Below are 16876 nucleotides of genomic sequence, written 5' to 3'. Positions count from 1 at the left end.
CCCAGTAATCGGTCGCGAGCGGGCCGGGTTGACGATCCGCCCGGGTGCCGATCGGTCACCCTTGGGTAGCCAATCGGGCGACGCGCTCGGCGTAGAGCTCGTGGGCGTGGTGACGGCGCACGAAGTCGGCCCCGCGAGCGCCCTGGTCGCGCAGCGCCCGGCGGTCGGCGTGCAGGCGGCCGACCGTGTCGGGCACCTCGTCGGGCGCGCAGTAGATCGCGGCCTCGCCGAACGCGGACGCGTAGCGGTAGGGCAGCACGGCGACGCAGCCCGCGGCGAGAGCGGTCAGCACGTCCGGTGCCGGGTCGGCCGGCTCGTCGTCGGGCGGCAGGTGCAGGTAGAAGTCGATCTGGCCGAGGAACGAGCGCAGGCTGACGTCGCCGGGACCGTAGACGAGCCAGCTGCGGGGCGGCCCGAACCGGCCGAACGCGCCGTCCGCGGTGCCGCCCGCGTCGAGCAGGCGCACGTCCACCCGGGCCGAGTCGGGCAGCTCGTCGCGCAGGCGGCGCCACTCGATGCGCCCGCCCCGGCATCGGCGGCCGACCACCGGCCGGTCGGCGCGCGGGCCGCGCCGGTCGAGCCGCCACTGGGCCGCGTCGAGGGTGCTGGGCAGGTCGAGCTTCGCCACCGCGACGTCGGCCGCCCGGTCGAGCAGTCGCCGGCCGTCGGCGCCGGCCGGAGCCCACAGCGGCTGGTGGCCGAACAACCGGCGGGCCGCAGCCGCGGCGGCCGGGACGACGGTCGCATCCTCGATGATCACTCGCTGGGCGCGGACGCCGCTGGGCAGGTCGGGCGCGTGTTCGAGCACGCGCGCCGATCGGGCCACCACCAGCCGTGCCCGCACGTCGTCGGTGAGCTCGACCTGGGTCAGCTCGCCGCGGTTGATCAGTTCCTGCACGGCCGGGTCGAGGTCGCGCGGGCCGTCGTGCAGATTGGCCAGCTCGTCCAGGTGCAGCAGGGCGGCTCGCTGACGGCGGGCGGTCAGGGCGCGGAGCCGGCCGATCCCGGCGGTCGCGTAACCGCCCGCCGTCGTCCAGTCGCCGGCGAGCACGACGTCGTACGCCTTGGCCCCGGTCTCTCCCCGCAGGCGACGGGGCGCCGTGAACTTCTTTCTCGCGTGGGCGTGCTCGTGCCGGAACGCGGAGCGGTAGGAGCGGTGCGCGGGGTCGATCCAGCCGGGCGGGTCGTCGACGGCACGCATCAGCGTCAGGGGCGGGCCGTCGAGGTGATGGACGGCCCGCCCCATTGCTTGAGCACGCTCGACGTACTCGATGTCGGCACCCGCGCGGATCGGGTCGAAATGGCCGACCCGGTTCAGGGCGGCCGTCCGCCGGAACAGGAGCGAGGAGAGGTCGCGGTCCACCGCCGGGACGCCCGGGCGGGTCACCACGAGGCGGGGCGTGACGTGCAGGCCGGTTGAGATCGTGGCGAAGAGCGCGTCGTCGGCGAGCAGGGGAGCGACCTGGCGTTCCAGGCGCAGCGGGTGCGACCATCCCCCGGCGTCCGGGAAGGTCACGAAGTCACCGGTCGCGGCGTCCAGCCCGGCGTTGCGGGCCACGTACGGCCCGCCGCGGGTGACCATGCGCACCAGGCGAACCCGAGGGTCGAGGGCGACTGCCGCGCGCAGCAGCGGGTCGAACTCGGCTGACGAGGCGTCGTCGACGATCAGGATCTCGTGGTTGGTCCAGCTCTGCCCCACGAGCGAGCGCACCGAGGTGAGCAGGGCCTGGTCGGGCTGCCAGGTGGTGACGACCGAGGTGACCCGGCGGGGGTGGCCGAGGCGCTGCACGGGTCCGGTGGTGAGCCGGTCGAACGGGACGCCGGGACCGTCGGGGACCTTCAACGAGGGCGCGGGGATCAGCGCGGCGAGATCCCAGCCGAGGCCGTCGCCACCCGCGTACGGGTTGGCCAGGTCGACGGTGAGCGCGGTCCGCACCGGTTCCGGCGCCCCGGCGAGCAGCGCCTCAGCGCGGGCGCGATCACCGGCGGCGTACGCCAATTGGCACAGCAGGCCCTGGTGTTCCGCGGTCATCTCGCCCCGTTGGTGCAGGCCGTCGAGAATGGCCAGCGCGTCGGCCTGGTCGTCGGCCCGCAGGTTCTGCAGCGCGATCACCCGGGCCAGCTCGCCGGCCACCCACGGGTCGGCCGCCTCTCGGGCCAGGGGTTCGCGCGCGGCGACCGACCGGGCTTGCAGGGCCGCGACGGCCAGCGGGTGGTGCGGTGCGGAATCGCGCATGGTCGCCTCTTTCTTCTTGCCACCTCCGGAGATCAACGACCTCCGCCCCTGGAGATCACGACCGCCGTCCCCGGAGATCAACGACCAAAGTGAATTGTCCGTATCGCCCGGTCGGGGGAGATCGTTGACCAAGCCGTGTACGACGTCGCCATCCTGTCCGACCTGCGGTATCCGGGCGGCAACTCGGCGAGCATCGTCGCCGAGGTCCGCGCCCAGGCGGCCGCCGGACTGACCACCGTGCTCATCCACGTGCCGTCGCCGCACCTGCGGCACGCCCGCCCGTTCCAGAGCCGCATCGTGGCCTGCCTGCGCGACGGCCTGGCCGACCTGGCCCACGACGACGGCGCCGAGATCGCCGCGAAGGTGCTGCTGATCCGCCAGCCGCGCATCTTCACCCGGGAGCCGGCCGTGCCGCCGCGGGTTCGAGCCGGGCACACGATCGTCGTGGCCGACGAACCGCCCGAGGACGACGTTCTGATCGAGCGCTACTTCGGCCCCGACGTGGTGTGGGCGCCGACCAGCGGCCGCGTGCGCGAGAACGTGTTGCGAGCGGCCCCGCGCGCGGTGCTGCCCGACACCGACTGGCACGAGATCATCGACGTCGCGGAGTGGCAGGTCGTGCGGCAGACACCCGGGACGGTGCCGGTGATCGGGCGGCACGGGCGGCCCGACCCGGTGAAGTGGCCGCGTGATCCGGTCGAGCTGTTGCAGGCCTACCCCGACTCCGCTGACGTGCGGGTGCGCATCCTCGGCGGCGGTGAGATCGGCGTCCAGCGGCTCGGGCGGCAACCGGCGTCGTGGGAGATCGTCGAATTCGGCGCCGAGACGCCCCGCGAGTTCCTCGGGACCCTCGACTTCTTCGTCTACTTCCACGACCCGGCGTGGACGGACGCCTTCGGGCGCACGATCCTCGAAGCGATGGCGAGCGGCGTGCCGGTGATCGCCGGGCCGCACTTCCGTTCGGTCTTCGCCGAGGCCGCGATCTACACGCACCCGGCCGGCGTCCGTGATCTCGTCCTGCGATGGCACAAGGACCGGCCCGCGTACGAGGCCCAGGTCGCGCGCGCCCGCCACTACGTGACCGAGCAGTTCGGCAGCGCCTCCCACATCGCCCGCCTCGCGTCGCTGGGCGTGCTCATCCGTGGCGTCGCGCCCCCGCAGCGAACCGCCGTACGGTGCGCTCGCCCGGCCCGCCGGGTGCTGCTCGTCGGCGACGACATCGCCCGCTTCCGCGCCCTCGCGCGCCACCTGCCCGCCGATCTCGAGCCGGTCGTCGTCGCCGGTTCGGCCGGGCTCGCCGACGCGCACGCCGCGGGCCTGCTCACCGAACACCTCCCGTCCGCCGCCGACCTGGGCATCTCCGACGACCGCTGGACCGGCTTCGTGCGCGACCGGCTGCGCCACCTCATCGGGCTCTACTCCCCGCGGGCAGTGCTGGTCGGTGGGGTGCCGCACGACGGGATCACGGCTGCGATCGTCGCCGGCCCCGGACCGCGCTGGCTCTGGCTGCGCCCGGCGATGTGGCGTCGCGGCACCGGCGGCGAATGGGCGGCCCGCGGCGCGCACTTCGCCGGGATCCTCGAACCGGGCGAGTTCGCCGCCCCCGGCGACGAGGGCTGGACCACGACCGCGCGGGCCGGGGTGAGCACGGTCGACCCGATCACCGAGCTGCCCACGAAACGTCCCCGCCGCGGCTCGGGCGGGAACACCCTGCTGTGCCGGGGCGTCGAGGCCAGCCTGCCCGGCTTCACCGTGGTCGAGGCCGGGCCGGACGAGCTGGGCGGGGTCACGCTGGCCGTGTCCCGGGCCGACTACGCGAGCTTCCACGAGTTGCTCGGCGCCCGGGTGCCGACCGTCTTCGTGCCCGACCCGGCCGGCGTCGACGACGAGCTGACCAGGGCGCGCTTCGCGGCGGCGGCCGGCGTGGCCGTCTGCGCGACCGACGACGACGAGGCCGCGGCGGCGCTGGAGCGGCTGGCCGACCCGGCCGCCCGGGAGGCGCTCAGCCGTCGCTGCGCCGAGCTGCCGTTCGGCAACGGCGCCGCCGACGCCGCGGCCTGGCTGGCCGGGCACTGCCACCGGCGGACCGAAGTGGAGACCAACGGTGTTCGATGAACCGGACGCGGCCGACCTCGCCCTCGCCCGCTGGGAGGTGGCCACGCTGATCGGGCGGCTGCGCTGCGTCGAGGACGAGCGGGACGCGGCCGTACGGGATCGTGACCGCAACCGGGACCTGCTGCTGGCCCTGCGCCGCAGCCGCCCCTACCGGCTCGGCCGCGCGCTGGCCGGCCTGAAGCGCAGCCGGCCGCCGGCGGTCCCTTCTCCGCGCGCGGTGCCGTCTGTTCCCGCGTGCGTCTACGTGGCGATCGGGCTCTCCCGGCCCGGGGCCCAGGCGCTGATCCGAGCGCTGCGGCAGCGCGTCCTCGTCGACGCCGACCACCGGCCCGTCGTCGTGACCGACCAGCCGGCCCTGCGCGGGCTGCGGGTGCCCGGCGTCGTGCTCGAATACCTGCCCGACCCGGCGACCTGGTCGAGGCACGACCCCGGTACGCGCTGGGAGTCGCTGCTGGCCGACCGGGTCGCCCAGCTCTGCCGCGATCACGGCGCCGACCGTACGGTCGTGATAGACCCACGGGACCCGCCGACGCTCGCCCGCCTGCTCGGCAGCGTCACTGAACTCTCACCGGGTTCGTTCTCCCCGACATGAGCGCCTCCACGATCGAAGCTCCCGTCGCCGCCCCGCGCGTGGGTCTGCGCTTCGTCGTGGAAGGGCCGCCGGTGGGGGCGCTCTGGCGGCGGGCGCTGCTGCGCGCTGTGCTGGTGCCGCTGCCCGTGCTCGCGCCGCTGATCGCCCTCGCCCCGACCCGCGACCACCGGTTCAACCTCTACTGGCACGGCGGGCTGTTCCGCGACGACCCGCTACGGATCGGCTCGCACACGGTTGATTCGCTGCCCGGCTATCTGCGGCTGGGCAACTTCCGCCTGCTCGGGCGCATGCTGGAGAAGGCGCTCGACACGCTGGCCTATGCGCTGAGCGAGGTTCTCGGCCTGCCGGTGAACGTCGGCCTCCGGCTGATCTCGTTCCTCGCGGCGATGCTGCTGTGCGTGACCGCCGTGCTGGCCGCCGAGAGCATCGTGGCCCGCGGCCGCCTCTTCCGGCGCGCGCCGTCCACAATGGCCGCCGTCGCGCCCTTCGCGGTGGCCGCCGGGTTCGTGGCCGCGGGTGGGTCGAGCCCCGTGGTGCTGTTCGGCGGGCTCTACCTCACGTCGGCGGCCCTGGTGCTGGGCGTGACGGCGGGAATGTGCCGCTTCTCGTTCGACGGCCGGTTCCGGCTCTGGTGGGCGCCGTTGTTGCTGCTAGGGGGTGCGGCGCTGGCGGCCTTCAACGAGATCGCCTACCTGGCCCTGCCTCTGGCGACCGTCGCCGTGCTGGCCCGCGGCTGGTTGGTCTGCTCGGCGCGGCCGCTGCGACTGCTGATCGCGGCGCCCACGAGGGCTCTCGGGTTGCTCTGGCTCGGTTTCCTGCCGGTCTTCCTGGCCGTGCGCGTGGTCATCCAGCGCTACTGCGCGGCGGGCGACTGCTATCGAGGCTCCGACGTGCACTTCGGTCCCTCATCGTTAGAGGCCTTCCCCGTACGGGCCATCGCCTGGCTCCCTCCCCTGATGTGGCGCGCGGCGGTGGCCGGGGGAAGCTCGCGCCCGTGGCTCGGCGGGCTGGTGCTGGTCGGCGCGCTGGTCGTGCTCGGCCTGCTGGCCTACTTCGCGATCCGCGACCTGCCGCGCCTGTCGCAGGTGAGCCGCCGCTGCGCCCTCGCCGTGGCGTTGACGGCCGCCACGCTGATTCTGTTGGGGGCCGCGATGAGCGCCCTCAACGCCGACGTGCAGCAGCTGGTCGCCACGGGCCGCTGGGGCCACGGCTGGCGAGACTCGGCCGTGACGACGACGGCGGGCGCTTTGCTGCTGGTCGCCTTGGTCCACTTCATACGTCGCCGCCACCCGCACGTCGCTGGTCCGGGCATCGCCGACCCGCGCATCGCCGACCCGCACGTCGCTGGTCCGGGCATCGCCGACCCGCACGTCGCTGGTCCGGGCATCGCCGCCCGCCCGGAAGCCGCCCGCCCGGAAGCCGCCCGCCCGGAAGCCGCCCGCCCGGAAGCCGCCCGCCCGGAAGCCGCCCGCCCGGAAGCCGCCCGCCCGGAAGCCGCCCGCCCGGAAGCCGCCACCCAGTCGCAGTCCGCCGGTCACCCGTATGTTCCCGGCCAATCGCACGGACCAAGCGCACAACAGCTTTCCGACAGCTCGGCCCCCTACACCTCCCAGCCGACCCACCCACCCGGGGTGGCGGGGAGAGCTTATCCGCCGCGGGGCCGGCGATTTGAGTTATCCACAGGGGCGGTAGCGGTCGCGGTGGTGCTGTTGACTGGAGTGGCGACGGTGTCCGCGGCGGCCAACAAGCGGCTTCGCGACACGACGATGGCGACCCAGGCGGCGCGCCTCGCCGACCGCGTCGCCGTCGAGATGGCCGACTTCGACCCCGGTCCGGCGGGCGCCGTGCGGCGATGCGCGCTGCGGGCCGAGTTTCTCGCGCTGCACGCCGACTCGCCGTTCTCGATCCGGCGCTTCGACGAGTCGCTCGAAACGGCCTCCCGACAGCGGGCGGGGGTGGCTTTCTGCCCCGACGGGCCGGGCGCGGCAAACGGCTCCGGGGGCAGCGGCGGCTCTGGCGTGCGAAGTGCGCCCGAGTCGAGCGGCGGACCCGGCGTCAGCCGCGAGTCCGGGGTGAGCGGGAAGCCGGGGCGGAGCGGCGAGCCAGCCAAGAACGGTCAGCCGGCCGTGGGCGGCGAGCCGGCCAAGAGCGGTCAGCCTGCCGCGGGCGGTCAGCCTGCCGCGGGCGGTCAGCCGGCCGGACGAGGTGAGCTCGATCTGCGCGGTGAGCCGGGATTGCGCGATGGGGCCGCCATGCGAAGCGGAGGCAACTGATGGGCCGCCTGCGCAGACTGACCCGTCGTCAGGCGATTCTTGCCGCCGGGGCCTGTGCGCTCTGTGCGGCGGTTGCGGCCGCCGCGCTCACCGGTAACGTCGGGCTCGCACTCACCCTGCTGGCCGTGTTCTTCACGATTCTCTTCGGCGGGTTGCTGCTCGTCGCCCGCCGGCTGGCCGCGTTGCAACGTACGCAACGCCGCCACCAGGACGACGTCCGCACCGTGCTTGACCAGACCCAGCGCCGCCTGCTCGGTGCTCTCGAAGAGTTGCTGCTGCACTCCGGCGACCGGCATCGCGAGATGTCTGATGCTCTCGCCGCGCAGACCGGCGACGTCGAGGCCCTGATCCAGCTTTACCGCGCCGTCGAGCCGCGCGCTCCGATGCCGTCGACCGGCAGCAAGACAGAGCTGCTCGACGTTCTGCACCTGATCCGCACCCGGAAGCCGAGCCTGGTCGTCGAGCTCGGCGGCGGAGCGTCGACGGTCTGGACGGCGTACGCCCTGGAAGCCTCTGGCGGGAAACTGGTCTCGCTGAACCGTGACGCCGAGCGGACCCGCGAACGGCTGGAGGCGCACGGTCTCACCGAGGTCGTCGACCTGCGTGCCGCCGTGGACGACGTCACCGGCATCGACCTTCTCGTGGTCTACGGCGAACCCGAGCTGGCGTTGACGTTGGTGAAGGGCCGCCTGGCCGCCGGCGCGCTGGTGGTCGTCGGCGAGGCTCACCGCCGGACGCTGGAAACGGCCGAGGGCCTCACCCGTGAAGGTGAGGCCCGATATCGGCGCGTGGTGCGTCAGTTGAGCCGGTCTCAGTAACCGAACTCCTGGGTCTGGTAGGCGGTGCCCTTGGCCGAGTAGACCACGCCGACGCCGATCGTCTTCGCCTTGCAGTTGAGGATGTTGGCGCGGTGACCCGGGCTCTTCATCCAGGCCTTGACGACCTCGACGCCGGTGCCGAAACCGAACGCGATGTTCTCGCCGAGCGGGCGGGCGTAACCGGCCGCCTTGACGCGCTTGTCGAACGTCGAGTTGCCGGCGCCGGTGTGGCTGAACTTGCCGGTCTTGGCCATCCAGGCGCTGTGGCCGACGGCGGCGCGGCCGAGGGCCGGGCTGACGACGAGCTTGCCGCAGCCGTGCAGGGCGCGCTGCTGGTTGGTCAGGGCGACGATGTCGCTGGACATCTTGGCCGGGCTCACGGCGGCGGCCTGTGCGGACGAGGCGAACGCGACCACGACGAGCAGGGTGGCGGGGATCATCGCGATCAGGGCCAGACGCTTGGTGATCGAAGAACGCATCGAGTGCCTTTCGTTTGGTGTCGCGGTGGCTGCTACCGCCGCGTTCAGGGTTCTATTCGGCGCCGGGACAGTGACGATGACCCATGTTCGGGTGCTATGGAGATGCCCTTCGGTTGCCGGACGGTTGGCTAGCCGACCCCGGTTTCGGTGTAGTTGCCGTCACGGTGCGAGGCAGTGATCGTTGACCTTGAAAAGGGCCTGGAGCGCCTTCAAAAGGGGCAGAGGGGGTTCCGCCGTGCCGACGACCGTTCATGACGTGGCGATCCTGTGCGACTTCCGTTTCGCGGGCGCAGAAGCGGGGGCACAAGCGGGCGCCGGAATGGCCGCCGGACTGGCCGCCGAAGCGGGCGCCGGAGTGGCCGCCGAGGTGCGAGCCCAGGCCGAGGCGGCCCTGTCGACCGTGCTGATCCACGTGCCCGACGACGAGCGGCCTCTTCCCTTCGCCCCGCTGATCCGCGACTGCCTACGCGACGGCGCGGCCACGCTGGCCCGAGAAGACAAGCCGGTTTCCGTACGCCTATTGGTTGTGCGCGGCACGCGCCGGCTGACCCGGGGCCTGCCCGAGCTGCGCGCCGATCGCACAGTTGTGGTCGCCGACGAGCCGCCCGTCGAGGCCTTCCGCGACGCGGAGTGGGCGCCGCTCGACACCCGGGTGCGGGCCGCGATGCCGATCGCCTGTCGCCTCACCCCGCACGACTGGCATGAGATCGAGGACGTGTCCGGCCGCTGGCGTGATCTGCCCGCCGAGGACCTGCGCGCGCTCGAACGCCGCCGCGGCCATCAGTCCCACCTCAGGCGTCTCGCGAGCTTCGGCGTACGCCCGAGAATCAGTGCCCCCGCGGGGAAGCCGCGGACGGAGCAGAAGGCCACCCGCCGCGTACTGATGGTCGGCGACGACGACGCGGCGCTCCGCCTGACCGCCATCGCCCGGCGGCTCCCCGGTGACCTGGCCCCGATCCTCGCCACGGAAGGCCAGATCAGCGAGGACGGCTTCCTCACCGAGCACTTCCCGTCCCGAGCGGCGTTCGACTTCCCGTACGAGCGTTGGACCCGCCTCGTTCGTGACCGGCTTGCGCACCTGATCGACCTGCACCGGCCCGAGATCGTGGCGGTCGACGGCGTGCCGCACGAGGGCGTCGTCGAGGCGGTCCGCGAGCACACCGGGGTCGTGTGGGTCTGGATCCGCCGGCCGATGTGGCAGCGCGGCGCGGGCCAGGAGTACATCACCGAGGGCAAGGTCTTCGACCACGTGCTCGAACCGGGCGAGTTCGCCGCCCTGGCCGACGACGGCGCGACCGTGGACGACCGGGCCACCGCCCACCGGGTCGAGCCGATCACGATGCTCGACGCCGGTGACCTGCTCGACGCCGCGGCCGCCCGCGCCGAACTGGGCCTGAACGACGAACTCCCGGCGGCGCTGCTGAGGTTCGACGCCCCGGCGATCGAAGAGCGTCTCAAGGGGCACGGCTTCCAGGTCGTCCGCACGGACCGGCCGGGCCGCTGCCTGCGAGCGTTCGACCTCGTGGTGAGCACCGCGAGCTACGACGCCGCGCACGAGCAGATCCGCTTCGGGATTCCGACCGTCTTCGTGCCCGACCCGACCACGCCGCTCGACGACCAGGTCGGCCGGGCTCGCTACGCCGAAGCGGCCGGGGTCGCGTTGAGCGCGGCCGACGAGGACCTCGACAAGGTGCTGGACGCCGCCGCCCGGACCGAGGTGCGGGCCGCTCTGCGCCGCCGGTGCGAGGAGCTGACGTTCGCGAACGGCGCGAGGGCCGCCGCGACGTGGTTGAGCGGCCGCGTACGGAACGGGGGCTGACATGGTGACCGAACCGCTGGACGCGATGCAGCGCGCTCGCTGGGAGCTCTCCGCGATGGCCGGCCGGCTGCGTTCGCTGGAGGCCAAGCTCGTCGACGAGCGACGGCGCTCCGACGAGCTGCGCAAGGAACGCGACCGTGAGCGGCGCCGCGCGAATCGGCTGCGGGCCGTGCGGGCGGTGTTGCGGCGGTTGCGGCCGGCCCACCACCCGGTCATCCCGGTGCAGACGGCCCCGAGCGGGCGTCCGGTTCACCTGTACGTGGTGATCGGGCTCGAGTTCGAGATGGTTCGCGAGTTCGTGCTGACGCTGCGGCAGCGCCTGCTGGTCGACCCCGACCACCGGCCCGTGGTGATGACCGACTGCTCGAACGTCGCCGAGCTGCGCGACCCGGACGTGCTGCTGGAATACCTGCCCGACCGCGCGACCTGGGAGCGGCACCGCCCCGACCGGTCGTGGGAGGACGTGCTCTCGGAGCGGCTGTCGCGGCTCTATCGCGACCACGGCAGCGTCCGCACGGTCTTCGTCGATCGCGCTCACCCGCCGACGCTGGCCGAGCTGCTGCGGTAACTTTCGGCCGAGCGTGGTCGTTGGGCGAGCGTGACCCCCTCGACCCCATTGATCTCCGTGGTCGCGCCGATCTTCAACGAGGGCGGCGGCGTGGATCGCTTCGTGGCCCGGCTCGGCGAGGTGCTGACCGGGGCGGGTCTCGCCTACGAGCTCGTGCTGGTCGACGACGGCTCGACCGACGACTCGTGGGACCGGGTCAGCCGGCTGGCGCTGCTCGACGCGCGGGTGCGTGGCGTTCAGCTCTCCCGCAACTTCGGCAAGGAGGCGGCCGTGCTGGCCGGGCTCGAGCACGCCGCGGGCGATGCCGTGGTCGTGATCGACTCCGATCTGCAGCATCCGCCGGCCGCGATCCCCGAGATGGTGCGGCGCTGGCGTGAGGGCGCCCACGTGGTCGAGGCGATCAAATGCAGCCGTACGGGTCAGGGCCTGATCGGCCGGGTCGGCGGCCGCCTGTTCAACCGGGCCTTCACCGGCCTCACCCGCGTCGATCTGGTCGACGCGACCGACTTCCGGCTGCTCAGCCGCCCGGCTCTGCAGGCGCTGCTGCGCATGCCCGAGCACTCGTCGTTCTTCCGCGGCACCAGCAGCTGGATCGGTTTCCGTCGCAGCACGGTCGAGGTCGAGATCGATCAGCGCGAGGGCGGCCGCACCCGCTGGACGTTGCGTTCCCTGTTCCGGCTGGCCGTGAACGGCATCACGTCGTTCAGCTCGGCCCCGCTTCACCTGGTCACGCTGGTCGGGCTGGCCTTCGCCGCGTTCGCCGTGCTGCTGGGCGCGCAGACCCTGATCCGCTGGATCGACGGCGGCTCGGTCGAGGGCTTCCCCACGGTCATCCTGCTGTTGCTGGTCATGGGTACCTTCGTGCTGCTCGGCCTGGGCGTGATCGGCGAATACCTGGCCCGCATCCACGAGGAGGTGCGTGGCCGCCCTCGCTACCTGGTGCAGGAGCGGTCGGGCCCGCTCGAGACGGCCGTTCCTGAACAGTGGGTGCGCGCCGACCCTTGATTTGTTCGCGCTTCTTCAGCTATGACGGGGCGATGGCGGCGGAGCTGACGGTCGGCGACACCAATGGCATCCTCCAGCAGCCGTGGGTGCGCCCCGAGCGTACGAGCCACGGCCTGGGCTGGGAGCAGCTCTACGTGTCGACCCAGCGGGAACAGCCGTACCAGGCATCGTTTGCCGGCGCACGCAGCCATCTGGTCATCCTGCATCTCGACGGCCCCGTCACGGTGCGGCGCGGGCATCTCGGCCTGGCCCGCTCGCGCGTCATCCCGGCCGGCGGGCTGTTCGTGCACCCGGCCGGCAAAGATCTCTCCGTCGAGCTGGGCGGACTGCTCGGCACGGTGCACGCGTATCTGACCGACGACATGCTGCGCGAGGCGAACGACGGCGACCCGGTCGAGCTGGCCGAAGAGCTGGGCAGTCTCGACCCGCTGCTGGAGCAACTGTTGCTCACGCTCGACGGCGTCCTGCGCCACTGGGAGCCGTCCGCCCGCACCTATGTGGACCAGCTCGGGCGTACGCTGGCCGCGCAGCTCACTCGGCATCACAGCGTGTGCGCGGCCGCGTCGACCCCCGTTCCGGCGCGCTCCGGTCTGACCGACCGGCAGCTTTCCTCCGTACAGGATCTGATCGAGGCCCGGCTGGCCTATCCGCTGCCCCTGCGGGATCTCGCCGCCGTCACCGGGCTGAGCGTGAGCCAGTTCGCCCGGCAGTTCCGCGTGCGTACCGGCCTCGCCCCGCACCAATTCGTCATCGGGCGCCGGGTCGAGGCCGCCGTCCTGCTGCTGCGCCGCACGTCGATCCCGATCGTCGAGATCGCCCAGCGCTGCGGTTTCTCCCACCAGGAACACCTGACCCGGGTGCTACGCGCCCGGCTCGATACGACCCCGGCGGCGATGCGCGCTTCGTACAGTGCGTTCGTGCAGGATGAGGACGTCCCGACGAGCGGAGACTGAGCGCGTGAAGTCTTTCGAACACACCACGCACGCGTCCCGGGTGATCTTCGGCGCTGGGACGCTGAGCCGCCTGCGTGACGAGGTCGAACGGCTCGGCGGGTCGCGGGTGCTGCTGCTGGGCGGGCGGGCCGACCGCGCCGCCGAGGTCCTGGGGGCGCTGGCCGTCGCGCGCTTCGCCGAGGTCGCGATGCACACCCCGGTCGAGGTCACCGAACGTGTGCTGGAACTCGTCCGCGAACACGGCGTCGACTGCCTCGTGTCGGTCGGCGGCGGGTCGAGCACGAACCTGGGCAAGGCGCTGGTGGCGCGCACCGGCCTGCCTCACCTCGCGGTCCCGACGACGTACGCGGGCTCGGAAATGACCCCGGTGCTGGGTGAGACGGCCGAGGGCGCCAAGACGACGCGGCGCGACCCGGCCCTGCAACCCAGGACCGTTTTGTACGACGTCGAGCTGACTGTCGGGTTGCCGGTCGGCGTTTCGGTCGTCAGCGGTTTCAACGCGATGGCGCACGCGGTCGAGGCGCTCTACTCGCCGCAGGCCGACCCGGCGGTGGACGCGTACGCGGTCGACGCGATCACGCGTTTCGCCCGAGCCCTGCCCCTCATCGCCGAGCGGCCCGACGACCTCGACGCCCGCGCGGACGCCCTCACCGGCGCCTGGCTCGCCGGCATCTGCCTGGGCTCGGTCGAGATGGGCCTGCACCACAAGCTCTGCCACGTGCTCGGCGGCTCGTTCGGCCTGCCGCACGCCGAGACGCACACCGTCGTGCTGCCGCACGTGATGGCCTTCAACGCGGTCGCCGCCCCGGAAGCGATGCGCAAGATCGCCGCGGCGCTCGGTGCGCCCGACGCCCCCGCCGCGGTCTTCGACCTGGCCGCCCGCCTGGGCGCACCGACCTCCCTCGCGGCGCTCGGCGACTTCTCGCTGTCCGAGGCGGCCGCGCTGGCCACCGCGAAGCCCTACCCGAACCCACGCCCGGTCACCGCGGACGACGTTCTTCCCCTGCTCGGCGAGGCCTGGCGCGGCGACCGCCCGGCCGGACGGCCCGACCTGCGCCGGCTCGCCGACCAGGTGGTGGCCACCCTCGGCCCGGCGCCGAACGCGCGGGTCGCCGAGCTGGTCGGTGATCTCGTACGGCGTCTGCACGGCTTCGTGGTCGACAACGACCTGACCGAGGACGAGTGGAAGGCCGGCATCGACTTCCTCACCCGCACCGGGCAGATCACCACACCCGTACGGCAAGAGTTCGTGCTGCTCAGCGACGTGCTCGGCGTCTCCAGCGCGGTCGACGTGCTGACCAATTCGCGCTCGCCCGAGACTACGCCGTCGGCCGTGCTCGGTCCGTTCTACGTCGAGGGCCCGCCCTCGGTCCCCTCCGGCAGCGACCTCGCGGCCGGGCTGCCCGGGGTGCCGCTGCGCGCGGATGTCAGGATCGTCGACCTCGACGGGCAGCCGGTCGCGGACGCGGTGGTCGACGTGTGGCAGTCCAATCAGGACGGCTTCTACGACGTGCAACTTCCCGACCTCGAAGGGCCGGTGCTGCGGGCGCGGCTGCGCAGCGACGACGACGGCCGGCTCTGGTTCCACACGATCCTGCCGTCGGCCTACCCCATTCCCGACGACGGGCCCGTCGGGCAGTTGCTGCGGGCGACCGGGCGGCATCCGTACCGGGCTCCGCATCTGCACTTCATGATCAGCGCGCCGGGGTATCGGCGGCTCATCACGCAGCTCTTCGTGGCGGGCGGGGACTACCTCGACTCCGACGCGGTCTTCGGCGTCAAGGACGAGCTGATCGTCGACTTCCCCGGGGACTCCCACCGCACGCTTGATTTTACCTTCCGTATCGCACCGGACAGGACGACATCGTGACTGACATCGAGACCGACGTTCTGATCGTCGGGAGTGGCCCGGCCGGTGGGGCCGCCGCGTTGCTGCTGAGCACGTACGGAGTACCGAACATCGTCGTCACGAAATACGGGCGGCTCTCCGACACCCCGCGGGCCCACATCACCAATCAGCGGACGATGGAGGTGCTGCGCGACGCGGGCATCGAGGACCAGGTGATCGCCCAGGCCACCCCGCAACACCTGATGGGCGACACCGTCTTCTGCTCGAGCCTGGCCGGCGAGGAGCTGGGGCGGCTGCACACCTGGTACACCCACCCGTCACGGCAGGCCGACCACGACCTCGCATCGCCGTCGAGCATCTGCGACATGCCGCAACACCTGATGGAGCCGGTGCTGGCCTCCAACGCGATCGCGCGGGGGACGTCGTTCCGCTACCAGACCGAATACCTGTCACTCACGCAGGACGCCGCTGGGGTGACGGCGACCGTACGCGACCGGTTGCGCGGCGACACCTATGAGATCCGCGCGAAATACCTGATCGGCGCGGACGGTGGGCGCAGCAAGGTCGCCGCCGACATCGGGTTGCCGCTGGTCGGCCAGATGGGCGTCGCGGGCAGCATCAACATCGTCTTCGAGGCCGACCTGACCGCGTTGACCGCGCACCGGCCGAGCACCCTCTACTGGGTGCTGCAGACCGGCTCCGACGTGGGCGGCATCGGCATGGGCCTGGTCCGCTGCGTACGACCGTGGCACGAGTGGCTGATCGTCTGGGGCTACGACATCGACGGCCCGCCGCCCGACCTGACCGAGGACTACGCCCGCCGCATCGCGCACCACCTCATCGGCGACGACACGGTCCCGGTCACGATCAAGTCGTCCTCGGCGTGGACCGTGAACCACCTCTACGCCGAGAACTACCAGAACGGCCGCGTATTCTGCGCCGGCGACGCCGTGCACCGGCACCCGCCGTCGAACGGGCTCGGCTCCAACACCTCGATCCAGGACGCGTACAACCTGGCCTGGAAACTCAAGCTCGTGCTGGACGGCACGGCCTCCCCGGCGCTGCTCGACACCTATTCGGCCGAGCGGGCGCCGATCGGCCGGCAGATCGTCGACCGGGCCAACCGCAGCATCGGCGAGACCACCCGCATCTTCGACGCGCTGGGCCTGCTCTCCACCGGCGACCCCGACCAGTTGCGCCAGAACATGGCCGCCCGCAAGCTGGCCACGCCCGAGGCCGAGAAGCAACGCCGTGAGCTGCGCGAGGCCATCGAGTTCAAGAACTACGAGTTCAACACGCACGGGGTCGAGCTCAACCAGCGGTACGCCTCGTCGGCGATCGTTCCCGACGGTACGCCGATGCCGGTGAACTCCCGCGACGACGAGCTCTACCACCACGCCACCACGTGGCCGGGCGCCAAACTCCCGCACGCGTGGGTCGGCCGCGCCCGTACCCGGATATCCACGTTGGACCTGGGCGGGCAGGGCCGCTTCACGCTGCTGACCGGTGTCGGGGGCGAGGCCTGGGCCGAGGCGGCCTCCTCACTGGGACTTCCGGTTGTCGCGGTCACCATCGGGCCGGGCGCCGACTACGAAGACCTGTACGGCGACTGGGCGCGGCTGCGCGAGGTTTCCGACGCGGGCTGTGTGGTGACCCGCCCCGACAACTACGTCTGCTTCCGCAGCCCGACGCTCCCGGGCGACCCGATCGGGGCCCTCCGTTCGGCGTTCCAGCGGATACTGGGCTGATGGCCTTCCACGTCGACCTGACCTTCGACACCCGCGACGCCGAGGCGCTGGCGCCCTTCTGGAAACTGGCGCTCGGCTACGAGGACGAACCGCCGCCCGCCCCCTTCACCACGCGCGACGAGTGGGCGGCGTCGTTCGGCGAGGACCCCGACGACTCCGGCGGCGGCGCGTGGCTGCACGACCCGTCCGGCGTCGGCCCGCGCCTGTCCCTGCTCGACGTCCCCGAACCCAAGACCGCCAAGAACCGCCTCCACATGGACATCCGAGTCGGCAGCTGGCCCAACGTCGTCGCCCGCGCCTCCGAGCTGACCGCGGCCGGCGGCACGATCCAGGCAGTCTTCGACAACCACCACATCGTCATGACCGACCCCGAGGGCAACGAGTTCTGCCTCGCGATCTGAACGTCGTGGTGCGGCAGCAG

The 16876-nt window shown here is 72.4% G+C and carries 13 protein-coding genes; 11 read left to right on the top strand and 2 right to left on the bottom strand.

Going from position 1 to position 16876, the window contains the following annotated elements; translation table 11 throughout:
- Positions 1 to 55: 55 nt before the first annotated feature.
- On the bottom strand, positions 56 to 2236 hold the full coding sequence (locus EER30_RS00915) for a glycosyltransferase family 2 protein (protein WP_127497305.1): 2181 nt from the start codon (positions 2234 to 2236) through the stop codon (positions 56 to 58).
- Positions 2237 to 2371: 135 nt separating this feature from the next.
- Here EER30_RS00915 and EER30_RS00910 point away from each other — a divergent pair, with 135 nt between their 5' ends.
- From EER30_RS00910 to EER30_RS00895, 4 genes are read left to right on the top strand one after another with little or no spacing between them, the layout of a single operon-like run.
- On the top strand, positions 2372 to 4351 hold the full coding sequence (locus EER30_RS00910; RefSeq protein WP_127497303.1) for a glycosyltransferase: 1980 nt from the start codon (positions 2372 to 2374) through the stop codon (positions 4349 to 4351).
- Complete coding sequence (locus tag EER30_RS00905) at positions 4341 to 4943, top strand: hypothetical protein (RefSeq protein WP_127497301.1); 603 nt, start codon at positions 4341 to 4343, stop codon at positions 4941 to 4943. The genes EER30_RS00910 and EER30_RS00905 overlap by 11 nt, the downstream gene beginning before the upstream one ends.
- Positions 4940 to 7216 (top strand): hypothetical protein, encoded by a 2277-nt coding sequence (locus EER30_RS00900; RefSeq protein WP_127497299.1) that lies wholly within the window; start codon positions 4940 to 4942, stop codon positions 7214 to 7216. The genes EER30_RS00905 and EER30_RS00900 overlap by 4 nt, the downstream gene beginning before the upstream one ends.
- Entirely contained in the window at positions 7216 to 8034 is an 819-nt protein-coding gene (locus EER30_RS00895) for a class I SAM-dependent methyltransferase (RefSeq protein ID WP_240669694.1), read from the top strand. Before EER30_RS00900 ends, EER30_RS00895 begins: the two co-directional genes overlap by 1 nt.
- On the opposite strand, the gene EER30_RS00890 is transcribed toward EER30_RS00895, so the two are convergent.
- The gene (locus tag EER30_RS00890) at positions 8028 to 8513 is read right to left on the bottom strand and encodes a CAP domain-containing protein (RefSeq protein WP_127497297.1); all 486 of its coding nucleotides are present in this window, start codon (positions 8511 to 8513) and stop codon (positions 8028 to 8030) included. The genes EER30_RS00895 and EER30_RS00890 overlap by 7 nt on opposite strands.
- A gap of 235 nt (positions 8514 to 8748) precedes the next feature.
- On the opposite strand from EER30_RS00890, the gene EER30_RS00880 reads away from it, so the two are divergent.
- The 7 genes from EER30_RS00880 to EER30_RS00850 are packed head-to-tail and all read left to right on the top strand — an operon-like array spanning position 8749 to position 16856.
- The gene (locus tag EER30_RS00880) at positions 8749 to 10332 is read left to right on the top strand and encodes a hypothetical protein (RefSeq protein ID WP_164842198.1); all 1584 of its coding nucleotides are present in this window, start codon (positions 8749 to 8751) and stop codon (positions 10330 to 10332) included.
- Between the two features lies 1 nt (position 10333).
- The gene (locus EER30_RS00875; protein ID WP_127497293.1) at positions 10334 to 10900 is read left to right on the top strand and encodes a hypothetical protein; all 567 of its coding nucleotides are present in this window, start codon (positions 10334 to 10336) and stop codon (positions 10898 to 10900) included.
- A 30-nt stretch (positions 10901 to 10930) separates the two neighbouring features.
- Positions 10931 to 11905: a glycosyltransferase family 2 protein gene (locus EER30_RS00870; RefSeq protein ID WP_127497291.1), complete on the top strand. Its 975-nt coding sequence runs from the start codon at positions 10931 to 10933 to the stop codon at positions 11903 to 11905.
- Positions 11906 to 11937: 32 nt separating this feature from the next.
- A complete protein-coding gene (locus EER30_RS00865; RefSeq protein ID WP_127497289.1) occupies positions 11938 to 12858 on the top strand; it encodes a helix-turn-helix domain-containing protein in 921 nt (306 codons plus the stop codon).
- Between the two features lie 4 nt (positions 12859 to 12862).
- Complete coding sequence (locus tag EER30_RS00860) at positions 12863 to 14728, top strand: maleylacetate reductase and hydroxyquinol 1,2-dioxygenase domain-containing protein (protein ID WP_164842197.1); 1866 nt, start codon at positions 12863 to 12865, stop codon at positions 14726 to 14728.
- A complete protein-coding gene (locus tag EER30_RS00855; RefSeq protein WP_240669693.1) occupies positions 14725 to 16455 on the top strand; it encodes an FAD-dependent oxidoreductase in 1731 nt (576 codons plus the stop codon). Before EER30_RS00860 ends, EER30_RS00855 begins: the two co-directional genes overlap by 4 nt.
- Positions 16455 to 16856, top strand: a complete 402-nt coding sequence (locus tag EER30_RS00850) for a VOC family protein (RefSeq protein WP_127497283.1) — start codon at positions 16455 to 16457, stop codon at positions 16854 to 16856. The genes EER30_RS00855 and EER30_RS00850 overlap by 1 nt, the downstream gene beginning before the upstream one ends.
- The last annotated feature ends 20 nt before the right edge of the window (positions 16857 to 16876 follow it).

Source organism: Actinoplanes solisilvae, assembly GCF_003999975.1.
Taxonomy (GTDB): domain Bacteria; phylum Actinomycetota; class Actinomycetes; order Mycobacteriales; family Micromonosporaceae; genus Actinoplanes; species Actinoplanes solisilvae.
Note: the sequence above shows the minus strand (reverse complement) of the source record. Positions and strands in the feature narration are given on the sequence as shown.

Bases quoted from the DNA above. Each gene is read 5' to 3' on its own strand.
- EER30_RS00915 (WP_127497305.1), bottom strand. From the start codon at position 2,236: ATGCGCGATTCCGCACCGCACCACCCGCTGGCCGTCGCGGCCCTGCAA.
- EER30_RS00900 (WP_127497299.1), top strand. From the start codon at position 4,940: ATGAGCGCCTCCACGATCGAAGCTCCCGTCGCCGCCCCGCGCGTGGGT.
- EER30_RS00895 (WP_240669694.1), top strand. From the start codon at position 7,216: ATGGGCCGCCTGCGCAGACTGACCCGTCGTCAGGCGATTCTTGCCGCC.
- EER30_RS00890 (WP_127497297.1), bottom strand. From the start codon at position 8,513: ATGCGTTCTTCGATCACCAAGCGTCTGGCCCTGATCGCGATGATCCCC.
- EER30_RS00875 (WP_127497293.1), top strand. From the start codon at position 10,334: ATGGTGACCGAACCGCTGGACGCGATGCAGCGCGCTCGCTGGGAGCTC.
- EER30_RS00865 (WP_127497289.1), top strand. From the start codon at position 11,938: ATGGCGGCGGAGCTGACGGTCGGCGACACCAATGGCATCCTCCAGCAG.
- EER30_RS00850 (WP_127497283.1), top strand. From the start codon at position 16,455: ATGGCCTTCCACGTCGACCTGACCTTCGACACCCGCGACGCCGAGGCG.